General features: G+C 71.1%; 11 protein-coding genes. 3 read left to right on the top strand and 8 right to left on the bottom strand.

Annotation, left to right across the window (positions count from 1 at the left end; genetic code table 11):
• The first annotated feature begins 141 nt into the window (after nt 1-141).
• On the top strand, nt 142-2,958 hold the full coding sequence (locus FB455_RS31610) for an ATP-binding protein (RefSeq protein ID WP_013475161.1): 2,817 nt from the start codon (nt 142-144) through the stop codon (nt 2,956-2,958).
• 58 nt (nt 2,959-3,016) lie between these two features.
• Here the strand turns inward: FB455_RS31610 and FB455_RS31605 are convergent, their stop codons facing one another.
• On the bottom strand, nt 3,017-3,559 hold the full coding sequence (locus FB455_RS31605) for a phospholipase (protein WP_013475162.1): 543 nt from the start codon (nt 3,557-3,559) through the stop codon (nt 3,017-3,019).
• Nucleotides 3,560-3,718: 159 nt separating this feature from the next.
• On the bottom strand, nt 3,719-5,386 hold the full coding sequence (locus FB455_RS31600) for a family 10 glycosylhydrolase (RefSeq protein ID WP_145755684.1): 1,668 nt from the start codon (nt 5,384-5,386) through the stop codon (nt 3,719-3,721).
• Nucleotides 5,387-5,659: 273 nt separating this feature from the next.
• Here FB455_RS31600 and FB455_RS31595 point away from each other — a divergent pair, with 273 nt between their 5' ends.
• Nucleotides 5,660-7,153, top strand: a complete 1,494-nt coding sequence (locus tag FB455_RS31595) for an amino acid permease (protein WP_145755683.1) — start codon at nt 5,660-5,662, stop codon at nt 7,151-7,153.
• 96 nt (nt 7,154-7,249) lie between these two features.
• Here the strand turns inward: FB455_RS31595 and FB455_RS31590 are convergent, their stop codons facing one another.
• From FB455_RS31590 to arfA, 4 genes are read right to left on the bottom strand one after another with little or no spacing between them, the layout of a single operon-like run.
• Entirely contained in the window at nt 7,250-8,074 is an 825-nt protein-coding gene (locus FB455_RS31590) for a carbohydrate ABC transporter permease (protein ID WP_013288734.1), read from the bottom strand.
• A gap of 9 nt (nt 8,075-8,083) precedes the next feature.
• Entirely contained in the window at nt 8,084-9,046 is a 963-nt protein-coding gene (locus FB455_RS31585) for a carbohydrate ABC transporter permease (protein WP_013288733.1), read from the bottom strand.
• A 6-nt stretch (nt 9,047-9,052) separates the two neighbouring features.
• Nucleotides 9,053-10,384, bottom strand: coding sequence for an ABC transporter substrate-binding protein (locus FB455_RS31580; RefSeq protein ID WP_047894643.1), 1,332 nt, complete (start codon nt 10,382-10,384; stop codon nt 9,053-9,055).
• A gap of 37 nt (nt 10,385-10,421) precedes the next feature.
• A complete protein-coding gene (gene arfA, locus FB455_RS31575; protein ID WP_114921144.1) occupies nt 10,422-11,933 on the bottom strand; it encodes an arabinosylfuranosidase ArfA in 1,512 nt (503 codons plus the stop codon).
• A 150-nt stretch (nt 11,934-12,083) separates the two neighbouring features.
• Between arfA and FB455_RS31570 the strand changes: the two genes are divergently transcribed.
• On the top strand, nt 12,084-13,082 hold the full coding sequence (locus FB455_RS31570; RefSeq protein ID WP_145755682.1) for a LacI family DNA-binding transcriptional regulator: 999 nt from the start codon (nt 12,084-12,086) through the stop codon (nt 13,080-13,082).
• 15 nt (nt 13,083-13,097) lie between these two features.
• On the opposite strand, the gene FB455_RS31565 is transcribed toward FB455_RS31570, so the two are convergent.
• Both FB455_RS31565 and FB455_RS31560 read right to left on the bottom strand, forming a co-directional pair.
• Nucleotides 13,098-13,963, bottom strand: a protein-coding gene (locus FB455_RS31565) for an IS5 family transposase (protein ID WP_145823076.1) whose coding sequence is annotated in 2 segments (ribosomal slippage) — nt 13,098-13,630 and nt 13,630-13,963 — 867 coding nt in all. Because the reading frame shifts where the segments join, the coding sequence is not laid out codon by codon here.
• Between the two features lie 162 nt (nt 13,964-14,125).
• Nucleotides 14,126-14,851 (bottom strand): BON domain-containing class I SAM-dependent methyltransferase, encoded by a 726-nt coding sequence (locus FB455_RS31560; RefSeq protein ID WP_123110762.1) that lies wholly within the window; start codon nt 14,849-14,851, stop codon nt 14,126-14,128.
• Nucleotides 14,852-15,181 lie beyond the last annotated feature (330 nt).

Below are 15,181 nucleotides of genomic sequence, written 5' to 3'. Positions count from 1 at the left end.
TCCCGCGGGTCGATCGGGGTCTTGCCGCCGGTGTGATCCTTTGGCACCTTGGGGCGGAATCTGCCCAGCCGTTCTCACGATGCGTGACGGCACGACCATAGGGCAGCATGGACCCGACGTCACCGGGCGGAGGTTCGACGTATGTCGCAAGGACACCACCTCCCCAGCGGGTGGGTGACCTTCGTGTTCACCGACATCGAGGGCTCGACGCGGCTGGCCCGGATGCTCGGCCCGGTCTACCGCCCGGTCCTGCACGAGCACCGGCGGCTGCTGCGCGACACCCTGGCCGGCACCGACGGCGCGGAGCTGCTGACCGAGGGGGACTCGTTCTTCCTCGCGTTCCCCGACGCCGCCGCCGCGGTCCGCGCCTGCCTGACCGCGCAGCGCGCGCTCGCCGGCCACGAGTGGCCCAACCCGGACGCCACCCCCCGGGTACGGATGGGACTGCACACCGGGTACGCCGAGCCCCGCGACGGCGAGTACGCCAGCCCCGAGGTGCACCGGGCCGCCCGGGTGGCCGCCGCCGCGCACGGCGGGCAGGTGCTCTGCTCCGCCGCCACCGCCCGGCACGCCGACCCGCTGCCGGACGGGGTGTCCCTGCTGGACCTCGGACTGCACCGGCTGCGCGGCTTCGACGACCGGGAGCGGCTGTTCCAGCTCGTCGCACCCGGGCTGGAGCGGCGGTTCCCGCGTCCGCGTACCGCCGACGCGACAGCACACAACCTGCCCACCCAGGTCACCTCGTTCGTCGGCCGGCAGGCCGAGCGCGCCGAGCTGGGGCGGCTGGTCGAGGCGTACCGCCTGGTGACGGTGCTCGGCGCGGGCGGCGCCGGCAAGACCCGGCTGGCGGTGGAGCTGGCCTCCGGGATCGTCGAGGACTACCCCGACGGCGTCTGGTTCGTCGACATCGCCGCGGTGACCGACCCGGGGCTGGTGGCGTTCGAGATCGCCGCCGTGCTCGGCCTGCGCCCGGAGCCCGGCCGGCCGATGGTCGACACCCTCGTGGAGTACGCGGCGCCGCGCCGGATGCTCGTGCTGCTGGACACCTGCGACGCCCAGACCGCGGCGTCGGCCGAGGTGATCGGCCGGCTGCTCGCCGGTGGCCGGGGTGTGCGGGTGCTGGCGACCAGCCGGGAGTCGTTCGGCGTACCCGGCGAGGTGGTGTGGCGGATACCGCCGCTGTCGGTGGACGAGGGCCCCGACGGCGGGGGGAGCGACGCGGTGGCGCTGCTGCTGGACCGTACCGCCGTGGCCCGCGGCGGCCGGGCGCCGGAGCCGGCCGAGCAGGCCGACCTGCACCGGGTGGTACGCCGTCTGGACGGGTTGCCGCTGGCCATCGAGCTTGCCGCGGCCCGGCTGCGGGTGCTCTCGGCCGGGCAACTGGCCGAGCGGCTGGACGACATGCTGGGCACGCTCGACGCCGGGCGGGAGACGGCGGAGCCGCCGCCGGTGGAGGCCGGCTGGAGTGGCAACCAGCAGGACACGGTGGACCTGGTGGCCGCCGCGACCGGCGCCGCACCGCCCACCCCGGCGACCCGGGCGGTGCAGCGGTCGGCGAGCGAGCGGCACCTGACCATCCAGGCCACAGTGACGTGGTCGTACCGGACGCTCGGCGCGCGCTCGGCCCGGCTGCTGCGCTGGATGGCGGTGTTCGCCGGCCCGGTGGACCTGCCCACCGTGCAGTGGCTGCTCGACGAGGACCCGCTCGACCCGCTCTCGGTGCTGGTGGACAAGTCGATGGTGCTGGCCGAGCCGCACGCCTCCGGCAGCACCTACCGGATGCTCGACCCGATCCGGGCGTACGCGGCCCGGCGGCTGGTCGAGGCGGGCGAGGAGCAGAGCGCCCGGGACCGGCACGTCGCCTGGTGCCGGCACGCGCTGGACCGGGCGCACCTGGGGCCGGACGGCCGCCCGGTGACGCTCTCCCTGTACGCGCTCGACCCGCTGGCGAACGAGTTGCGGGCCGCGTTGCGCTGGTGCGCCACAGGTGGCAGCGCCCGGTCGGGACTGTCGCTGGCGGGTGACCTGGATCAGTGGTGGCGGGAGCGCGGGCTGGCCCGGGAGGGGCGGCTCTGGCTGTTCCGGCTCTACGGCCGGCTCGCCGAGACCGGCGAGGTGATGCCGGACGCCGAGCTGGCCGCCGCGTACCACATGCACTCGCTGCACGCGGGCGCGGACGGCGAGTTCGGCGAGGAGCTGCGGTACTCGCAGCGGGCCGAGGCGGCCGCCCGGCAGTCCGGTGACCGAGGGCTGCTGGCCCGGGTGCTGGCCGGTCGCGCGGCGCCGCTGGTCGACATGGGGCAGTTCGCCGAGGCGGAGCGGGTCTGCCGTGAGGTGATCGACTGGGCGTACGCGCAGGACGTGGTGGGCGACGCGCTCCTGGCCGTCTACAACCTCGCCGAGCTGCTCTGGCGCCGGGGCGCGCTGGACGAGGCGGCCGACCTGCTCGCCGCAGCCCGTCCGGTCGAGGCGGCCCGGCCCGCCGAGCGGGGCGGCCGGTCGGTGGACATGCTGCTCGGCATGGTGGCCCTGGCTCGGGGCGACCTGGTCGCCGCGCACGAGCACCTGCTGGTGGCGTTGCGGTCCCGGATGAGTCACGGCTACCTGGGCCGGGCCTGCGACACGATCAACGCGATAGCGGTTCGCTGCGCGCTCGCCGGGGACGCGCTGGCGGCGGCCCGGCTGTTCGGGGCGGCGCAGGCCACCCGGGCGAACCTGCGGGCCACACCGGGGATATACGGCCCGTACTGGTCGGCACGGCAGACGGAGCTGCGGCGGGTGCTGGGCGACGAGGCGTTCGACGCCGCCTACGGCGCCGGGACGGGGCTGCGGCTGGACGAGGTGGCGGCGCTGGCGCTGCACGTCGAGCACCCGGACCTGGCCGCCGACTCGCCCCGGTTCGGCAAGCAGACGCCGGGTTCGTGGCCGGCGTTCGAGCCGCGCAGCACAACGGGCTGAGCCGGGCGGCCGACGAGGGCGGGGAGCCCGCCGGGTGGCGGACTCCCCGCGCGGTACGTCAGGCGGTCGCGGCGGCGCGACGCTGGGCGTCGGCCTTCATCCGGGCGGCGCGGTCGAGGTCGGCCTGCGACACGGCGGCGACCGAGCCGAAGACGCTCACCGCCTGGTAGTACGTCCAGGCGAGGCTGTAGCAGGCGGGCCGGACCACCGCGTTGTACGTGGCGCAGACCCGCTTCAGGTCGGCGTAGAAGGCGCTGTCCAGGCGGGACTTGCTGGACGAGAAGACGCCCATCGCCTTGTGGTTGCGGTAGCCGAAGTCGTGCCGGTAGCAGGAGAGCTTGAAGTTGAACCCGATCGGGTTGTCCGGGCTGGACGAGCAGTAGTCGGTGGACCAGTCGAAGCCGTACTCCGTCCAGGGTGCCCGGTTCTGCCGGGCGCTGTTCCAGGCGTTGTAGCTGGACGCGCTGGTCTGCGTCCAGCTGGTCAGGACGGACAGTTTCTGCTGGGTGCTCACCGCGGCGGCGGCCGGTGTGGCCAGGCCGAGCATGGTGAGCAGGGCGAGTGTTCCGGCGGCGAGGATGGTGGCGAGGCGACGGGACACGGGAACCTCCGCGGGTGGTGGCCGGGATCTCCGGATGTCGACAAGTGTCGATCAAGTGGGTGACCTGGGGCGATGCTCCGGGGAACGGCTCGCTGACATCCGCCCAAACAGACGAATGCCCCCGGGCCGGCGAGGCGGCCCGGGGGCATTCGACGGGGGTCAGCGCACGAAGCGCGGCGGGCTCGCCGGGCTCTCGTTCGCCAGCCGGTCCAGCGCGGTCACGTAGTACGTGTACCGGGCGCCGTCGGCCGCCGTCGTGTCCACCCAGGACTGCACCGCGCCGTCCGTGGCCCGGACGGTGCCGACCAGGTGGGAGGCGTCGGCGAAGTCGCAGCGCCCGGCCAGGCCGTGCCCGTCGAACCGGTAGATCGCGTACGACGCGGCGGTGCCGAGCGGGCCCTTGCCGTCGGCCGGCTGACGCCAGCTCAGGCGTACCCCGTCCGCCTCGCGCTGGGCCTTGGTGACCACCGGGAACAGCAGCGGCTTGCGCGGCAGGTGCGTCATGGTGGGCACCAGCGCCGGGCGGGAGTAGTGCTCGGCGGCGTAGATGTCGGTGGCGCCGAGCCGGTTCGCCCGGACCTGCACCGCGGAGAAGTGCACGTTGCCGAGCACCTCCGGGTACGACCGGTTGAGCGTCAGGTGGTTCGACAGCTCCTGCGGGTTCATCCAGAACGACCCGTACGCCGGGTCACCGCTCTTGTAGTCGGCCTGGCCGATGTAGAGCTGCACCCGCGTGCCGCGCACCTGCTCGGCCCACCACGGCACCAGCCGGGCGTAGTCGGCGGCCGGGTACTGGCCGATGTACCAGTAGAGCTGCGGCACGATGTAGTCGATCCACTCCTCCTTGACCCACTTGCGGGAGTCGGCGGAGATGATGTCGTACGACTGCGAGCCGGTGGTGTCCGAGCCGTTCGGATCGGCCGACGCGTTGCGCCAGATGCCGAACGGGCTGACGCCGAACTTCACATACGGCTTGACCGCCTTGATCTTGGCGTTCATCTCCTGGATCAGCAGGTTGATGTTGTCCCGCCGCCAGTCGGCCTTGTCGGTAAAGCCCCTGTTGTACGCCGCGAACGTGGCGTCGTCGGGCACCTGGTGGGTGCCGCTCGGGTACGGGTAGAAGTAGTCGTCGAAGTGCACGCCGTCGATGTCGTACCGCTTGACCGCGTCCATCATCGCGGTCTGGACGAACTCGCGGACCTCGGGGACGCCGGGGTTGTAGTAGAGCCGGCTGCCGGCGACGCCGGCCGGCGGGTAGGCGAAGACCCAGTCGGGGTGCTGGCGGGCCGGGCTGTCCGGGGCCAGTTGCGACAGGTCGGCGCCGGCGCCGCCGGGCGCGGGCATGGAGACGCGGTACGGGTTGAACCAGGCGTGGAACTCCAGGTTGCGCTTGTGCGACTCGGCGACCAGGAAGTCCAGCGGATCCCAGCCGGGGTTCTTGCCGCGTACGCCGGTCAGGTACTCCGACCACGGCTCGTACGGCGAGGGCCAGAACGCGTCCGCGGTCGGGCGGACCTGGACCACGACGGCGTTGTGGTTGAGCTTCTGGGCCAGGTCGAGCCAGGCCAGGTATTCGGCCTTCTGCTTGGCCACCTGGTCCGGCGCGGTCCAGGAACCCTTGCTGGGCCAGTCGATGTTCGTCACCGAGGCGATCCACATGGCCCGGAACTGGCGCTTGGGGGTGGCCGGGTCGGTGACGCAGTCGGTGGAGGGGGAAGTGGCGGTGCCTGTGTTGTCGCCGGGGGCGGCCTGCGCCGGTGTGCCGGCGACCAGCGTGCCGAGCAGCGCCGCGGCCAGCGCGGCGGCTCCGAGCCGAGTTGCCTTCATGCGGTGCGGTCCCTTCGTCGGGTCCGGGGGGACGGTCGGCGGCGGGGCGTCACGGCAAGATTCGCCGCGATGCCCATGCCTCCGGTAGAAAACTTTCATCTATCCGTGCCCGGCGCAAGACCCTGAGGGCCGATCGATGTCCGGCGTCGTCCGATCGGCCGGATCGTGACGATTCCGAGACACACCGCGCGGGATTGGAGCGCAAAACGGCTGGGTAGCTTGCCCGGTCACAGACCGCCACCGTGGCGGCCGCACGGCGGGGGAGGTGATCAGATGTCGGTCCTGCGGACCAAGCCGATCGGCGACGTGCTCGCCCAGAGCGACGCCGACGGCGAGGACGGCAAACCGGGCCTGCGGCGCCGGCTCGGCGCGGTCGACCTGATGGGCTTCGGCATCGGCATCGTGATCGGCACCGGCATCTTCACCCTCACCGGTGTCGAGGCGCGCAACAGCGCCGGGCCGGGTGTGGTGATCTCGTTCGGCATCGCCGGCCTGGTCGCGCTGCTCGCCGCGCTCTGCTACGCCGAACTCGCCAGCAGCGTGCCGACCGCCGGCAGCGCCTACACCTACGCGTACGCGACGATGGGCGAGATCGTCGCCTGGATCATCGGCTGGGACCTGCTGCTGGAGTTCGCGCTCGGCGCGGCGGTGGTCGCCCGTGGCTGGTCCGGCTACCTCGCCGACCTGTTCGGCCTGCCCAGCGCCTGGTTCGCCGAGGAGGGCAGCGTCGTCAACCTCGGCGCGATCGGCATCGTGCTGGTGCTCGGTGTGGTCGCCGTCGTCGGCATCCGCGAGTCGGCCCGGCTCACCAACCTGCTCGTGCTGGTCAAGGTGGCGATCTGTGCCTTCGTCATCATCGCCGGGCTGTTCTTCGTCAAGGCGGCCAACCTCAGCCCGTTCATCCCGTCCGCCGAGCCGGCCGGGGCCGGGGACGACGGCGTCAAGCAGCCGGTCACCCAGGCGATCTTCGGGTTGGAGCCGTCCGTCTTCGGCTTCGCCGGGGTGCTCACCGCCGCCGCAGTGGTGTTCTTCGCGTACACCGGGTTCGAGGCCGTGGCGAACCTGGGTGAGGAGACCCGCAAGCCCAAGCGGGACCTGCCGCTGGGTCTGCTCGGCACGCTGCTCATCTCCACGGTGCTCTACATCGGCGTCTCGCTCGTCGTTGTCGGCATGGTCAAGTACACCGAGATCGACGAGGGCGCGCCCATCGCGTCCGCGTTCCGGGCGGTCGGCGCCGGCTGGGCCGCGGTGCTCGTCTCCATCGCCGCCGTCGCCGGGCTCACCAGCGTGATCCTGGTCGACCTGGTGGCGATGGGCCGGATCGGCTTCGCCATCGCCCGCGACGGGCTCATCCCACCCGCCATCGCCAAGGTGCACCCGCGCTGGGGCACCCCGTACCGGATCGCCGGGATCATGACCGTCGCGGTGGCGCTGCTGGCCGGCTTCCTGCCGCTGTCGGCGCTGGCCGACCTGGTCAGCATCGGCGCGCTCTGCGCGTTCACGCTGGTCGCGATCGCGGTGCCGATCCTGCGCAGGCGCCGCCCCGACCTGGAGCGGCCGTTCAAGGTGCCGTTCTCGCCGGTGCTGCCGATCGTCACGGCAGTGGCCTGTCTCTACCTGAGCCTGAACCTGTCGGTGGAGACCTGGCTGCGGTTCCTCGCCTGGATGCTGCTCGGCGCGGTCATCTACTTCGGGTACGGCCACCGCAAGAACCGGCTCGCCCGTCGCGAGCACTCGGACACCCCCGAGCCCGCCCCCACCCCCTGAGGCGGGCCCCCCGAAGGAAGGGCCCCTTCTTAACGCCTGGCGTTAAGAAGGGGCCCTTCTGCTACCGGAGGCGTTAAGAAGGGGCCCTTCCTTACCTCACCCCTTCAGGCCGCTGCGGGACACGCCCTGGATGACGTGCCGCTGGGCGAACACGAACAGGATCAGCACCGGTACGCTCGCCAGCACCGCGCCCGCCATGATGACCGGATAGTCGGTCACGTACGCGCCCTGGAGCAGGCCCAGGCCCGCCGGCAGCGTCAGCCGTTCCGGGCTGAACAGCACGTACACCGGCCAGAGGAAGTCGTTCCAGTTGGTCAGGAACGACAGCACCGCCAGCGTCGCCAGGGCCGGCTTCGACAGCGGCAGCAGCACCCGGCGGAAGACCTGCCAGTGGTTCGCGCCGTCCAGCACTGCCGCCTCCTCCAGCTCGGCCGGGATGGACAGGAAGAACTGGCGCAGGAAGAACACCCCGAACGCGCTCGCCGCACCCGGCACGATCACCACTGTGAGCGTGTCGATCCAGTTCAGCCGCTCGGCGATGATGAAGTTCGGGATGATCAGCGAGGTGGGCGGCAGGAACAGCGTGCCCACGATCAGCGCGAACAGCACCTTGCGGCCGCGGAACCGCATCCGGGCCAGCGCGTACGCGGCCATCGACGCGGTCACCAGCACCAGCAGCGTGTGCAGGGTGGCCGCCAGCATGCTGTTGACGAACCAGCGCAGCACCGGGTTCGCCGCGTTGTCGACGATCTGCTGGTAGCCGTAGCTGGAGAACGGGTTCGGCAGCCAGCCGGGCGGCACCCGCTGCGCGTCGTCGTACGTCTTCACCGAGGTCAGCAGCATCCAGACCAGCGGGGTCACGAAGATCGCGGTGATCAGCAGCAGTACGCCGTACCGCGCCACCGCGCGCATGTTCCTCATGTCGTCCCCTCAGTCTTCCCGGTAGCGGAACAGCCGGAAGTTGACGACGCTCACCACTGCGAGCATCAGCGCGAAGAACACGCTCATCGCGGCGGCCCGCCCGGCGTCGTAGTCCCGCAGCCCTTCGTCGACGATCCGCCAGACCACGGTCCGGGTCTGTTCGCCGGGCGCGCCCTGGGTGATCAGGAACGCCTGCCCGAACACGTTCGCCGAGGCGAGGATCGTGGTGGTGAAGACGAACAGCATCACCGGCCGCAGGCCGGGGATCGTGACGTGGCGGAACCGGTCCCACGCGCCCGCGCCGTCCACCTTGGCCGCCTCGTACAGCTCGGCCGGGATGTCCTGGAGGCCGGCCAGGTAGATCACCGCGTTGAAGCCGCACGTCCACCACACGGTCACGCCGACGAGTGACACCCAGGCCCACGGCACGTCGGTCACCCACGGCGTGTCCGAGGGGAGCCCGAGCACGCCGAGCAGCCGGTTGACCAGGCCCAGGTTGGCGTCGAGCAGGAACCGCCAGAGCAGGCCGATCACCGCCACGCCCAGCACGTACGGCGCGAAGAACGCGGCCCGGAAGAACGTCCGGCCGGGGAACGAGCGGTTGAGCAGCAGCGCCAGCCCGAGCGGGACGACCACGAGCAGCGGTACGGAGAACAGCGTGAAGATCCCTGTCGCCCGGACGCTCGACCACCAGTCCCCGTAGATCGCCGAGTCGCTGGAGAACAGGTCCCGGTAGTTGCCGAGCCCGACGAACGGCCGGTTGGGCAGTTGCAGATCCCACTGGTGCAGGCTGATCCAGACCCCGAACAGGATCGGCGCCAGGCCGAAGACGCCGAACAGGATCAGGTACGGCGCGAGGAAGAGGTACGGCGTCGTCCGGTTGCCGCGTTCCGTCGCGCCCCGGCGGCGGGTGCGTGCCGCCGGGGGCGGCGCGCCGTCACGCGCCGCCCCGACCTCGATCACGTCCGCCACGGCGGATCAGTTCCCGTACTTCTTGCGGTTGTCCTCCAGCTGCTTGTTCGCCTTGGCCACGCCGTCGTCGAGCGCCTGCTTCGGCGACTTCTTGCCCAGCGCCGCCTCGTTGAAGGCGCTGTAGAAGGTCAGGATGACCTCGCCCAGGCCGGGCGCGGCGGGCGGGAACGCGGCGTACTCCAGTTCCGGGGCGAGCGCGTTGACCTCGGTGAGCGCGGTGAACTCGCTGCTCTCGCGGACCGCCTTGCGGGCCGGCACCTGGCCGCCCTTGGCCCAGTCCAGCGAGTGCTGGCTCAGCCAGTTGATGAACACCTTCGCCCCGGCGGTCTTGTCGGCGTTCGCGGAGCGCTGCTTGACGATTGTGAAGTTGTGCGAGTTCGCCCAGGCGGCCTTCTGGCTGCCGATCTGCGGCAGCGGCGCGACGCCCCACTGCACGTTCGGGCTCTTCTTCAGGTCGTTGATCTGCCAGATGCCGTTCCAGGTGAACGCGTTCTTGCCGCTCTTGAACGCCAGGTAGTCGGCGTCCTGGCCGACGTTCGCCGGGGAGTGGCCCTGCTTGATCAGGTCGACCAGCCAGGTGCACGCCTCGACGGCCGGGTCGGAGTTGAACGTCGCCTTCGCCACCTCGGCGTCGAAGACGGTGCCGCCCCACTGGTGCAGCAGGCTGTAGTACGTCATGCCGCCGGTGAACTGGAACGGGCTGACCCAGAAGCCCTGCACGCCGGACTTCTTCAGCTCGGTGAGCGCGGCTGTGTACTCGTCCCTGGTGGCCGGTGGCTTCTCCGGGTCCAGGCCGGCCTTCTGCATGACCGCCTTGTTGTAGTAGAAGCCCAGCGGGTGCATGTCCAGCGGGATGCCGTACCGCTTGTCGTTGTAGAGGCCGCCCTTCCACACAGTCGGGGCGAAGTCTCCCTCGCTCAGCTCCAGCGCCTTCGCCACGTCGTCCAGTTCGGTGATCACGCCGCGGGCGGCGAACGTGGCGAGCTGGTCCATGTGCATGACCGCGATGTCCGGGCCGTTGCCGCTGGAGACCGCGCCGGGGAGCTTGCTGTAGTAGTCCTCCCACTGATAGGTAATCACGCTGACCGCGATGTTCTTGTGCTCGCTGTTGAACTGCTGGACGAGCGTCTTGAAGATGTCGCCGTCGCCGCCGGTGAAGCCGTTCCACAGCTTCAGGTCGACTTTCGGGCCGGTGTAGTCCTTGCCGCCGTTGCCGGAGGCGCCGGAGCTGTCGGAGCTGCTGCCGCCGCCGCAGCCGCTGAGTGTCAGCGTGGCCGCCGCGCCGAGCCCGACGCCGAGCCCGAGCAGGCGCCGCCGGCTCATCTCGTTCTGGATCATGGGTACTCCTTGGGGGACGGGATGGAGTATTTGCCGGTCACAGCGCCGGCACGAAGCGCAGCAGGTTCCAGGAGGTGGCCGGCAGCAGCACGGAGGCCCGGCCGCCGTCGACAGTGGGTGTGGTGAGGTCCCGGGGCGTGACCCGCTCCGGGTCCGCTTCGGTGTTCGTGGCGTCCGGGTCGGTTCCGGCCGCCACCGTGGTGTGCGCCTCGGCCCGCAGGCCGGGCAGGCCGCGCAGGTCCAGGTCGAGCGGGAGGTCCTGCGGGCCGCGGTTGACCGCGAAGACGGCCAGCTCGCCGCTCTCCTCGTCGTGCACGGCGACGGTGTCCAGCGCGGGCACGTCGCCGTACCGCGGGGTCTCGTAGGTGGGGCCGGTGGGCTCGGTCCGCAGCACGGTGCCGCGGGCGTACCGGGCGGTCAGCGCGAACGGGTGGAAGATGCTCTGCCGCCAGGCCGGGCCGCCGTTGCGGGTACGGATCGGGGCGATCACGTTCGCGAGCTGAGCCTGGCAGGCCACGCCGATGCGGTCGGCGTGCCGGAGCAGGGTGATCAGCAGGTCGCCCACCACCACCGCGTCGACGGCTGTGTAGTCGTCCTCGATCAGCGCGGGCGCCTCGACCCAGCCGCGCCGGTCCAGGTCGGACTGGAGGCGGGACTGGTACCAGACGTTCCACTCGTCGAACGAGATCTTCAGCTTGCGCTTCTGCCGCAGCTTGGCGCCGACGTGGTCGGCGGTGGCGACGACCTCGGTGATGAAGGCGTCCATGTCGACGGCGGAGGCGAGCAGGCTGGCCCGGTCACCGTCGGACGGGTCGTAGTAGGTGTGGGCGGAGATGTAGTCGACGTGCTCGTAGGTGTGCTCCAGCACCGTCGCCTCCCACGAGGCGAACGTGGGCATGCCCCGGTTGGAGCTTCCGCAGGCGACCAGGCTGATCGAGGGGTCGATCATCTTCATCGCGCGGGCGGTCTCGGCGGCGAGGCGGCCGTACTCGTCGGCGGTCTTGTGCCCGACCTGCCACGGCCCGTCCATCTCGTTGCCGAGGCACCACAGCCGCACCCCGTACGGCTTCTCGGCGCCGTGCTTGCGGCGCAGGTCGGACAGCTGGCTGCCGCCCGGGTGGTTGGTGTACTCCAGCAGTTCGAGCGCCTCGGTGACGCCGCGGGTGCCGAGGTTGACAGCCATCATCGGCTCGACCCCGGCCTCCGCCGCCCAGGTCATGAACTCGTCCAGCCCGAACTCGTTGGTCTCGATGGTCTTCCAGGCCAGGTCGAGCCGGCGTGGGCGGTCACCGACCGGGCCGATGCCGTCCTCCCAGCGGTAGCTGGAGACGAAGTTGCCGCCCGGGTAGCGGACCACGGAGACGCCCAGCTCACGGGTCAGGTCCAGCACGTCGCGCCGCAGCCCTCGCCGATCGGCTGTGGGGTGGCCCGGTTCGTACACCCCGCCGTAGACGCAGCGCCCCATGTGCTCGACGAAGGAACCGAAGATCCGGCGGTCCGCCGGCGCGACCCGGAACGCCGGATCGATCGTGAGCTGCGCGTTCGGCACGATGCCAACCTCTCCCTCGCTGCTGGTGCGGGTGACCGCGGTCACTCCGCTGTCAGTGGTTTCTACAACGTTGTAAGCGCTCGTGTAAAGAGGCAGTCGCGTCGTCGTGGCGCGGTACAGTGCGGCCAGCGTTCACCGGAAGGAAGTGCAGTGCGGCACAGGCTCAAGGACGTCGCGGAGCGGGCCGGAGTGTCGGTGAAGACCGTCTCCAACGTCGTGAACGGCTACCAGCACGTGCGCGCCGACACCCGGGCCCGGGTCGAGGAGGCCATCGCCGCACTCAACTACCGGCCCAACCTCTCGGCCCGCAACCTGCGCAAGGGCCGTACCGGTGTGATCGCACTGGCCGTGCCCGAGCTGGACATCCCCTACTTCGCCGAGCTGGCCCGGCACGTCGTCGCCGCCGCCGCCGACCAGGGCTGGACCGTGCTCATCGACCAGACCGGCGGCGGCTCCGAGCAGGAACGCAAGGCCGCCAGCGGCATCGGCGACCACATGATCGACGGCCTGATCCTGAGCCCGCTCGCACTCACCGCCGACGACCTCGCCGCGCTGGCCGGACTGCCCATGGTGCTGCTCGGCGAACGCGTCGACCACGGCCCCGCCGACCACGTGATGATCGACAACGTGGCCGCCGCCCGCGAGATCACCGCCCACCTCATCGGGCTCGGCCGCCGCCGGATCGCCGCGATCGGCTCCCAGCGGACCCCCGAGGGCGCCAGCGCCCGGCTCCGCCTGGCCGGCTACACCGCCGCGCTGACCGAGGCCGGCATCGCCTACGACGACCGCCTGGTGGCGCCCGCGCCGGCCTGGCACCGCGCGGACGGCGCCGCCGCCATGCGGCACCTGCTCACCACGGGGGTACGCCCCGACGCCGTCTTCTGCTTCAACGACACCCTTGCGCTCGGCGCGCTGCGTGCCCTGCACGAGATGGGCCTGCGCGTGCCCGAGGACGTCGCGGTGGCCGGCTTCGACGACATCGAGGACGGTCGCTTCTCGATCCCGACGCTGACCACAGTCGTCCCCGACAAGGAGCGCATCGCCCGCCTCGCGGTCGAGCTGCTGGCGGGCCGCCTGGGCCCCGATCGCGGGTCCCCACCGCGCGAACTGGTGGCCCCCCACCACGTAGCCCTCCGCGAATCCGCCTAGGCCCTGTCCTGTCGATCATGGAAGCCAGATGATGGCGGCGATGAGGACCAGGCTGGATCGGTAGAGGGACGCGCGTTTGGCGTAGCGGGTGGCCAGTTCGCGCCACTGCTTGAGCCGGTTGAAGCAGCGTTCCACGACGTTGCGCTTGCGGTAGACCTGCTTGTCGAAGGCCGGTGGTCGCCCGCCATGGCTGCCCTTGGCGGCCCGGCGGGCGACCTGGTCGCTGCGTTCCGGGATGACATGTCGGATCCCGCGTTGTCGTAGGGCTCGGCGGGTCGAGTCATGCGCATAGCCCTTGTCCGCGATCAGCACGTCCGGTCGCTTGCGGGGCCGACCCGGTCCGGGCTCGTTGACGCGGATAGCGTCCAGCAGCGCCAACAGTTGCGGGTTGTCGCCGGCTTGGCCGGGGGTGAGCAGGACCGACAGCGGCCGTCCGCGTCCGTCGACGGCGAGGTGGATCTTCGTGCTCAACCCGCCGCGGGACCGGCCGATGGCCTCGCCATCTTGCGCACCAGGCGTCGCCGCACTTGTCGGGGAGCCCCCTTTTTGCGGGCGCCAGCGGCATGCTGGTGCGCCCGCACGATCGACGAGTCGATGCTGATCGTCCACTGCACCGGCGTGCCGTCGTCATGCACCTGCGCCGCCGCGAGAATCCGATCCCATGTCCCGTCGGCCGTCCACCGACGCAGGCGTTCGTGACAGGTCTTCCACGGCCCGAAGCGTTCCGGCAGGTCCCGCCACGGCGCGCCCGTGCGCAGCTTCCACAAGATCCCGTTGATGACCTGCCGGTGATCCCGCCACCGCCCCCGCGCACCGCCAGGCTCCGGCAACAGCGGCGCGATCACCGCCCACGCCTCATCGGTCAGCTCACCACGACGCACCACCGGCACATCGTCAACGACCAACCACTACAAGATCGGCAGGACACGCCCTAGTCCTGTTCTTGGCCCCGTCGATCATGAAGTTGACGGCGAAGTCGATCTCCTTGAGTGCCGCCAACTTCATGATCGACGGGGTGGTCCCTCGGGTCGGCCGGCGCGGCTTCAGTCGAAGAAGCGGGCCAGGTGGGAGGAGGGCGGGGCGGGGGCGTCTGGTGGCAGCGGGGTGAGGTCGGCGAAGATCGAGGCGCCGTCGCAGCCGACGTGCAGCGGATACCAGCGCGGCGTACCCGGCGGGCGCTGACCGCAGATGCCCTTGAACGTCTGCACGTCGAGCAGGCGTACGTGCGTCGGGTCGGCCACCGCGTTGACGTGCCGCCACCAGGGACTCATCACGTGCAGCACCCCGCCGGGACGCAGCGCCCGGTGGCACTCGTCGAACAGCGGCAGGAAGTCGATCAGATGCTCGACGATGTGCACCGCGAAGAACACGTCCACCGAGTCGTCGCGCAGCGGCAGTGAGCCGGCCAGGTTGGCGACCGCGTTCACCCCCGGCGCCGGATAGATGTCCAGTCCCAGGTTGCCCGGCCACTGCTTGGTCGCACCGCAGCCCAGGTCGACCACCACCGGCGCCCGCCCGGCCACGCTGACCCGGCACCAGACGCCGAGTACGCCGGACAGCCGGCCGATCAGCTCCCGTACCAGCCGTAGCTGGTCCGGGTCGGCGACCTCGCCGGTCAGGTGCGCCACCCCACGGTCGAAGCGCACCTCGACAGCCGTTCCGCGCAGCCGCTCGTCGTGCCGGACCATGTCGGCCCACGCCTCGGCGAGGAAGCCGTCGGTCTGCCGGAGTCGCTCACCCGAGAGCGCGGTCTGCCCCATCGCCACCATGCGCCACCTCCGGCGGCCCGTTACCCCCGATTCACCCCAATATGCCCCCAGGCACCAAGCCCGCCCCCCGTCACAAATTGATCAAGGAGTTCGTGTCCTGCCAGAGTCGCCCCGCCGACCTCGGTGATCAAGGAGTTCGTGTCCTGTTTCGAGCACGACGTTGACACAAACTCCTTGATCACCGGGGCGGCGGTCGGGGTGTGCGCGCCGATGCCGGCTCCCGTGCCTCCCGTCGCCGTCGATCTGTGAGTGGGGTTGTCAAGGGGTTTGGTGGTGGGTGGTGATGGTGCGGTAGAGCTGTCGGGCGATGTAGCGCTTGAGGCAGCGGGT

This window comes from Micromonospora sp. CNZ296, assembly GCF_007827635.1.
The sequence above is the reverse complement of the archived record's forward strand: the minus strand, read 5'-3'. Positions and strand labels throughout refer to the sequence as shown.

Coding starts and splice junctions, on each gene's coding strand:
- FB455_RS31610 (WP_013475161.1), top strand. CDS start 142: ATGTCGCAAGGACACCACCTCCCCAGCGGGTGGGTGACCTTCGTGTTC.
- FB455_RS31600 (WP_145755684.1), bottom strand. CDS start 5,386: ATGAAGGCAACTCGGCTCGGAGCCGCCGCGCTGGCCGCGGCGCTGCTC.
- FB455_RS31595 (WP_145755683.1), top strand. CDS start 5,660: ATGTCGGTCCTGCGGACCAAGCCGATCGGCGACGTGCTCGCCCAGAGC.
- FB455_RS31590 (WP_013288734.1), bottom strand. CDS start 8,074: ATGAGGAACATGCGCGCGGTGGCGCGGTACGGCGTACTGCTGCTGATC.
- FB455_RS31580 (WP_047894643.1), bottom strand. CDS start 10,384: ATGATCCAGAACGAGATGAGCCGGCGGCGCCTGCTCGGGCTCGGCGTC.
- FB455_RS31560 (WP_123110762.1), bottom strand. CDS start 14,851: ATGGTGGCGATGGGGCAGACCGCGCTCTCGGGTGAGCGACTCCGGCAG.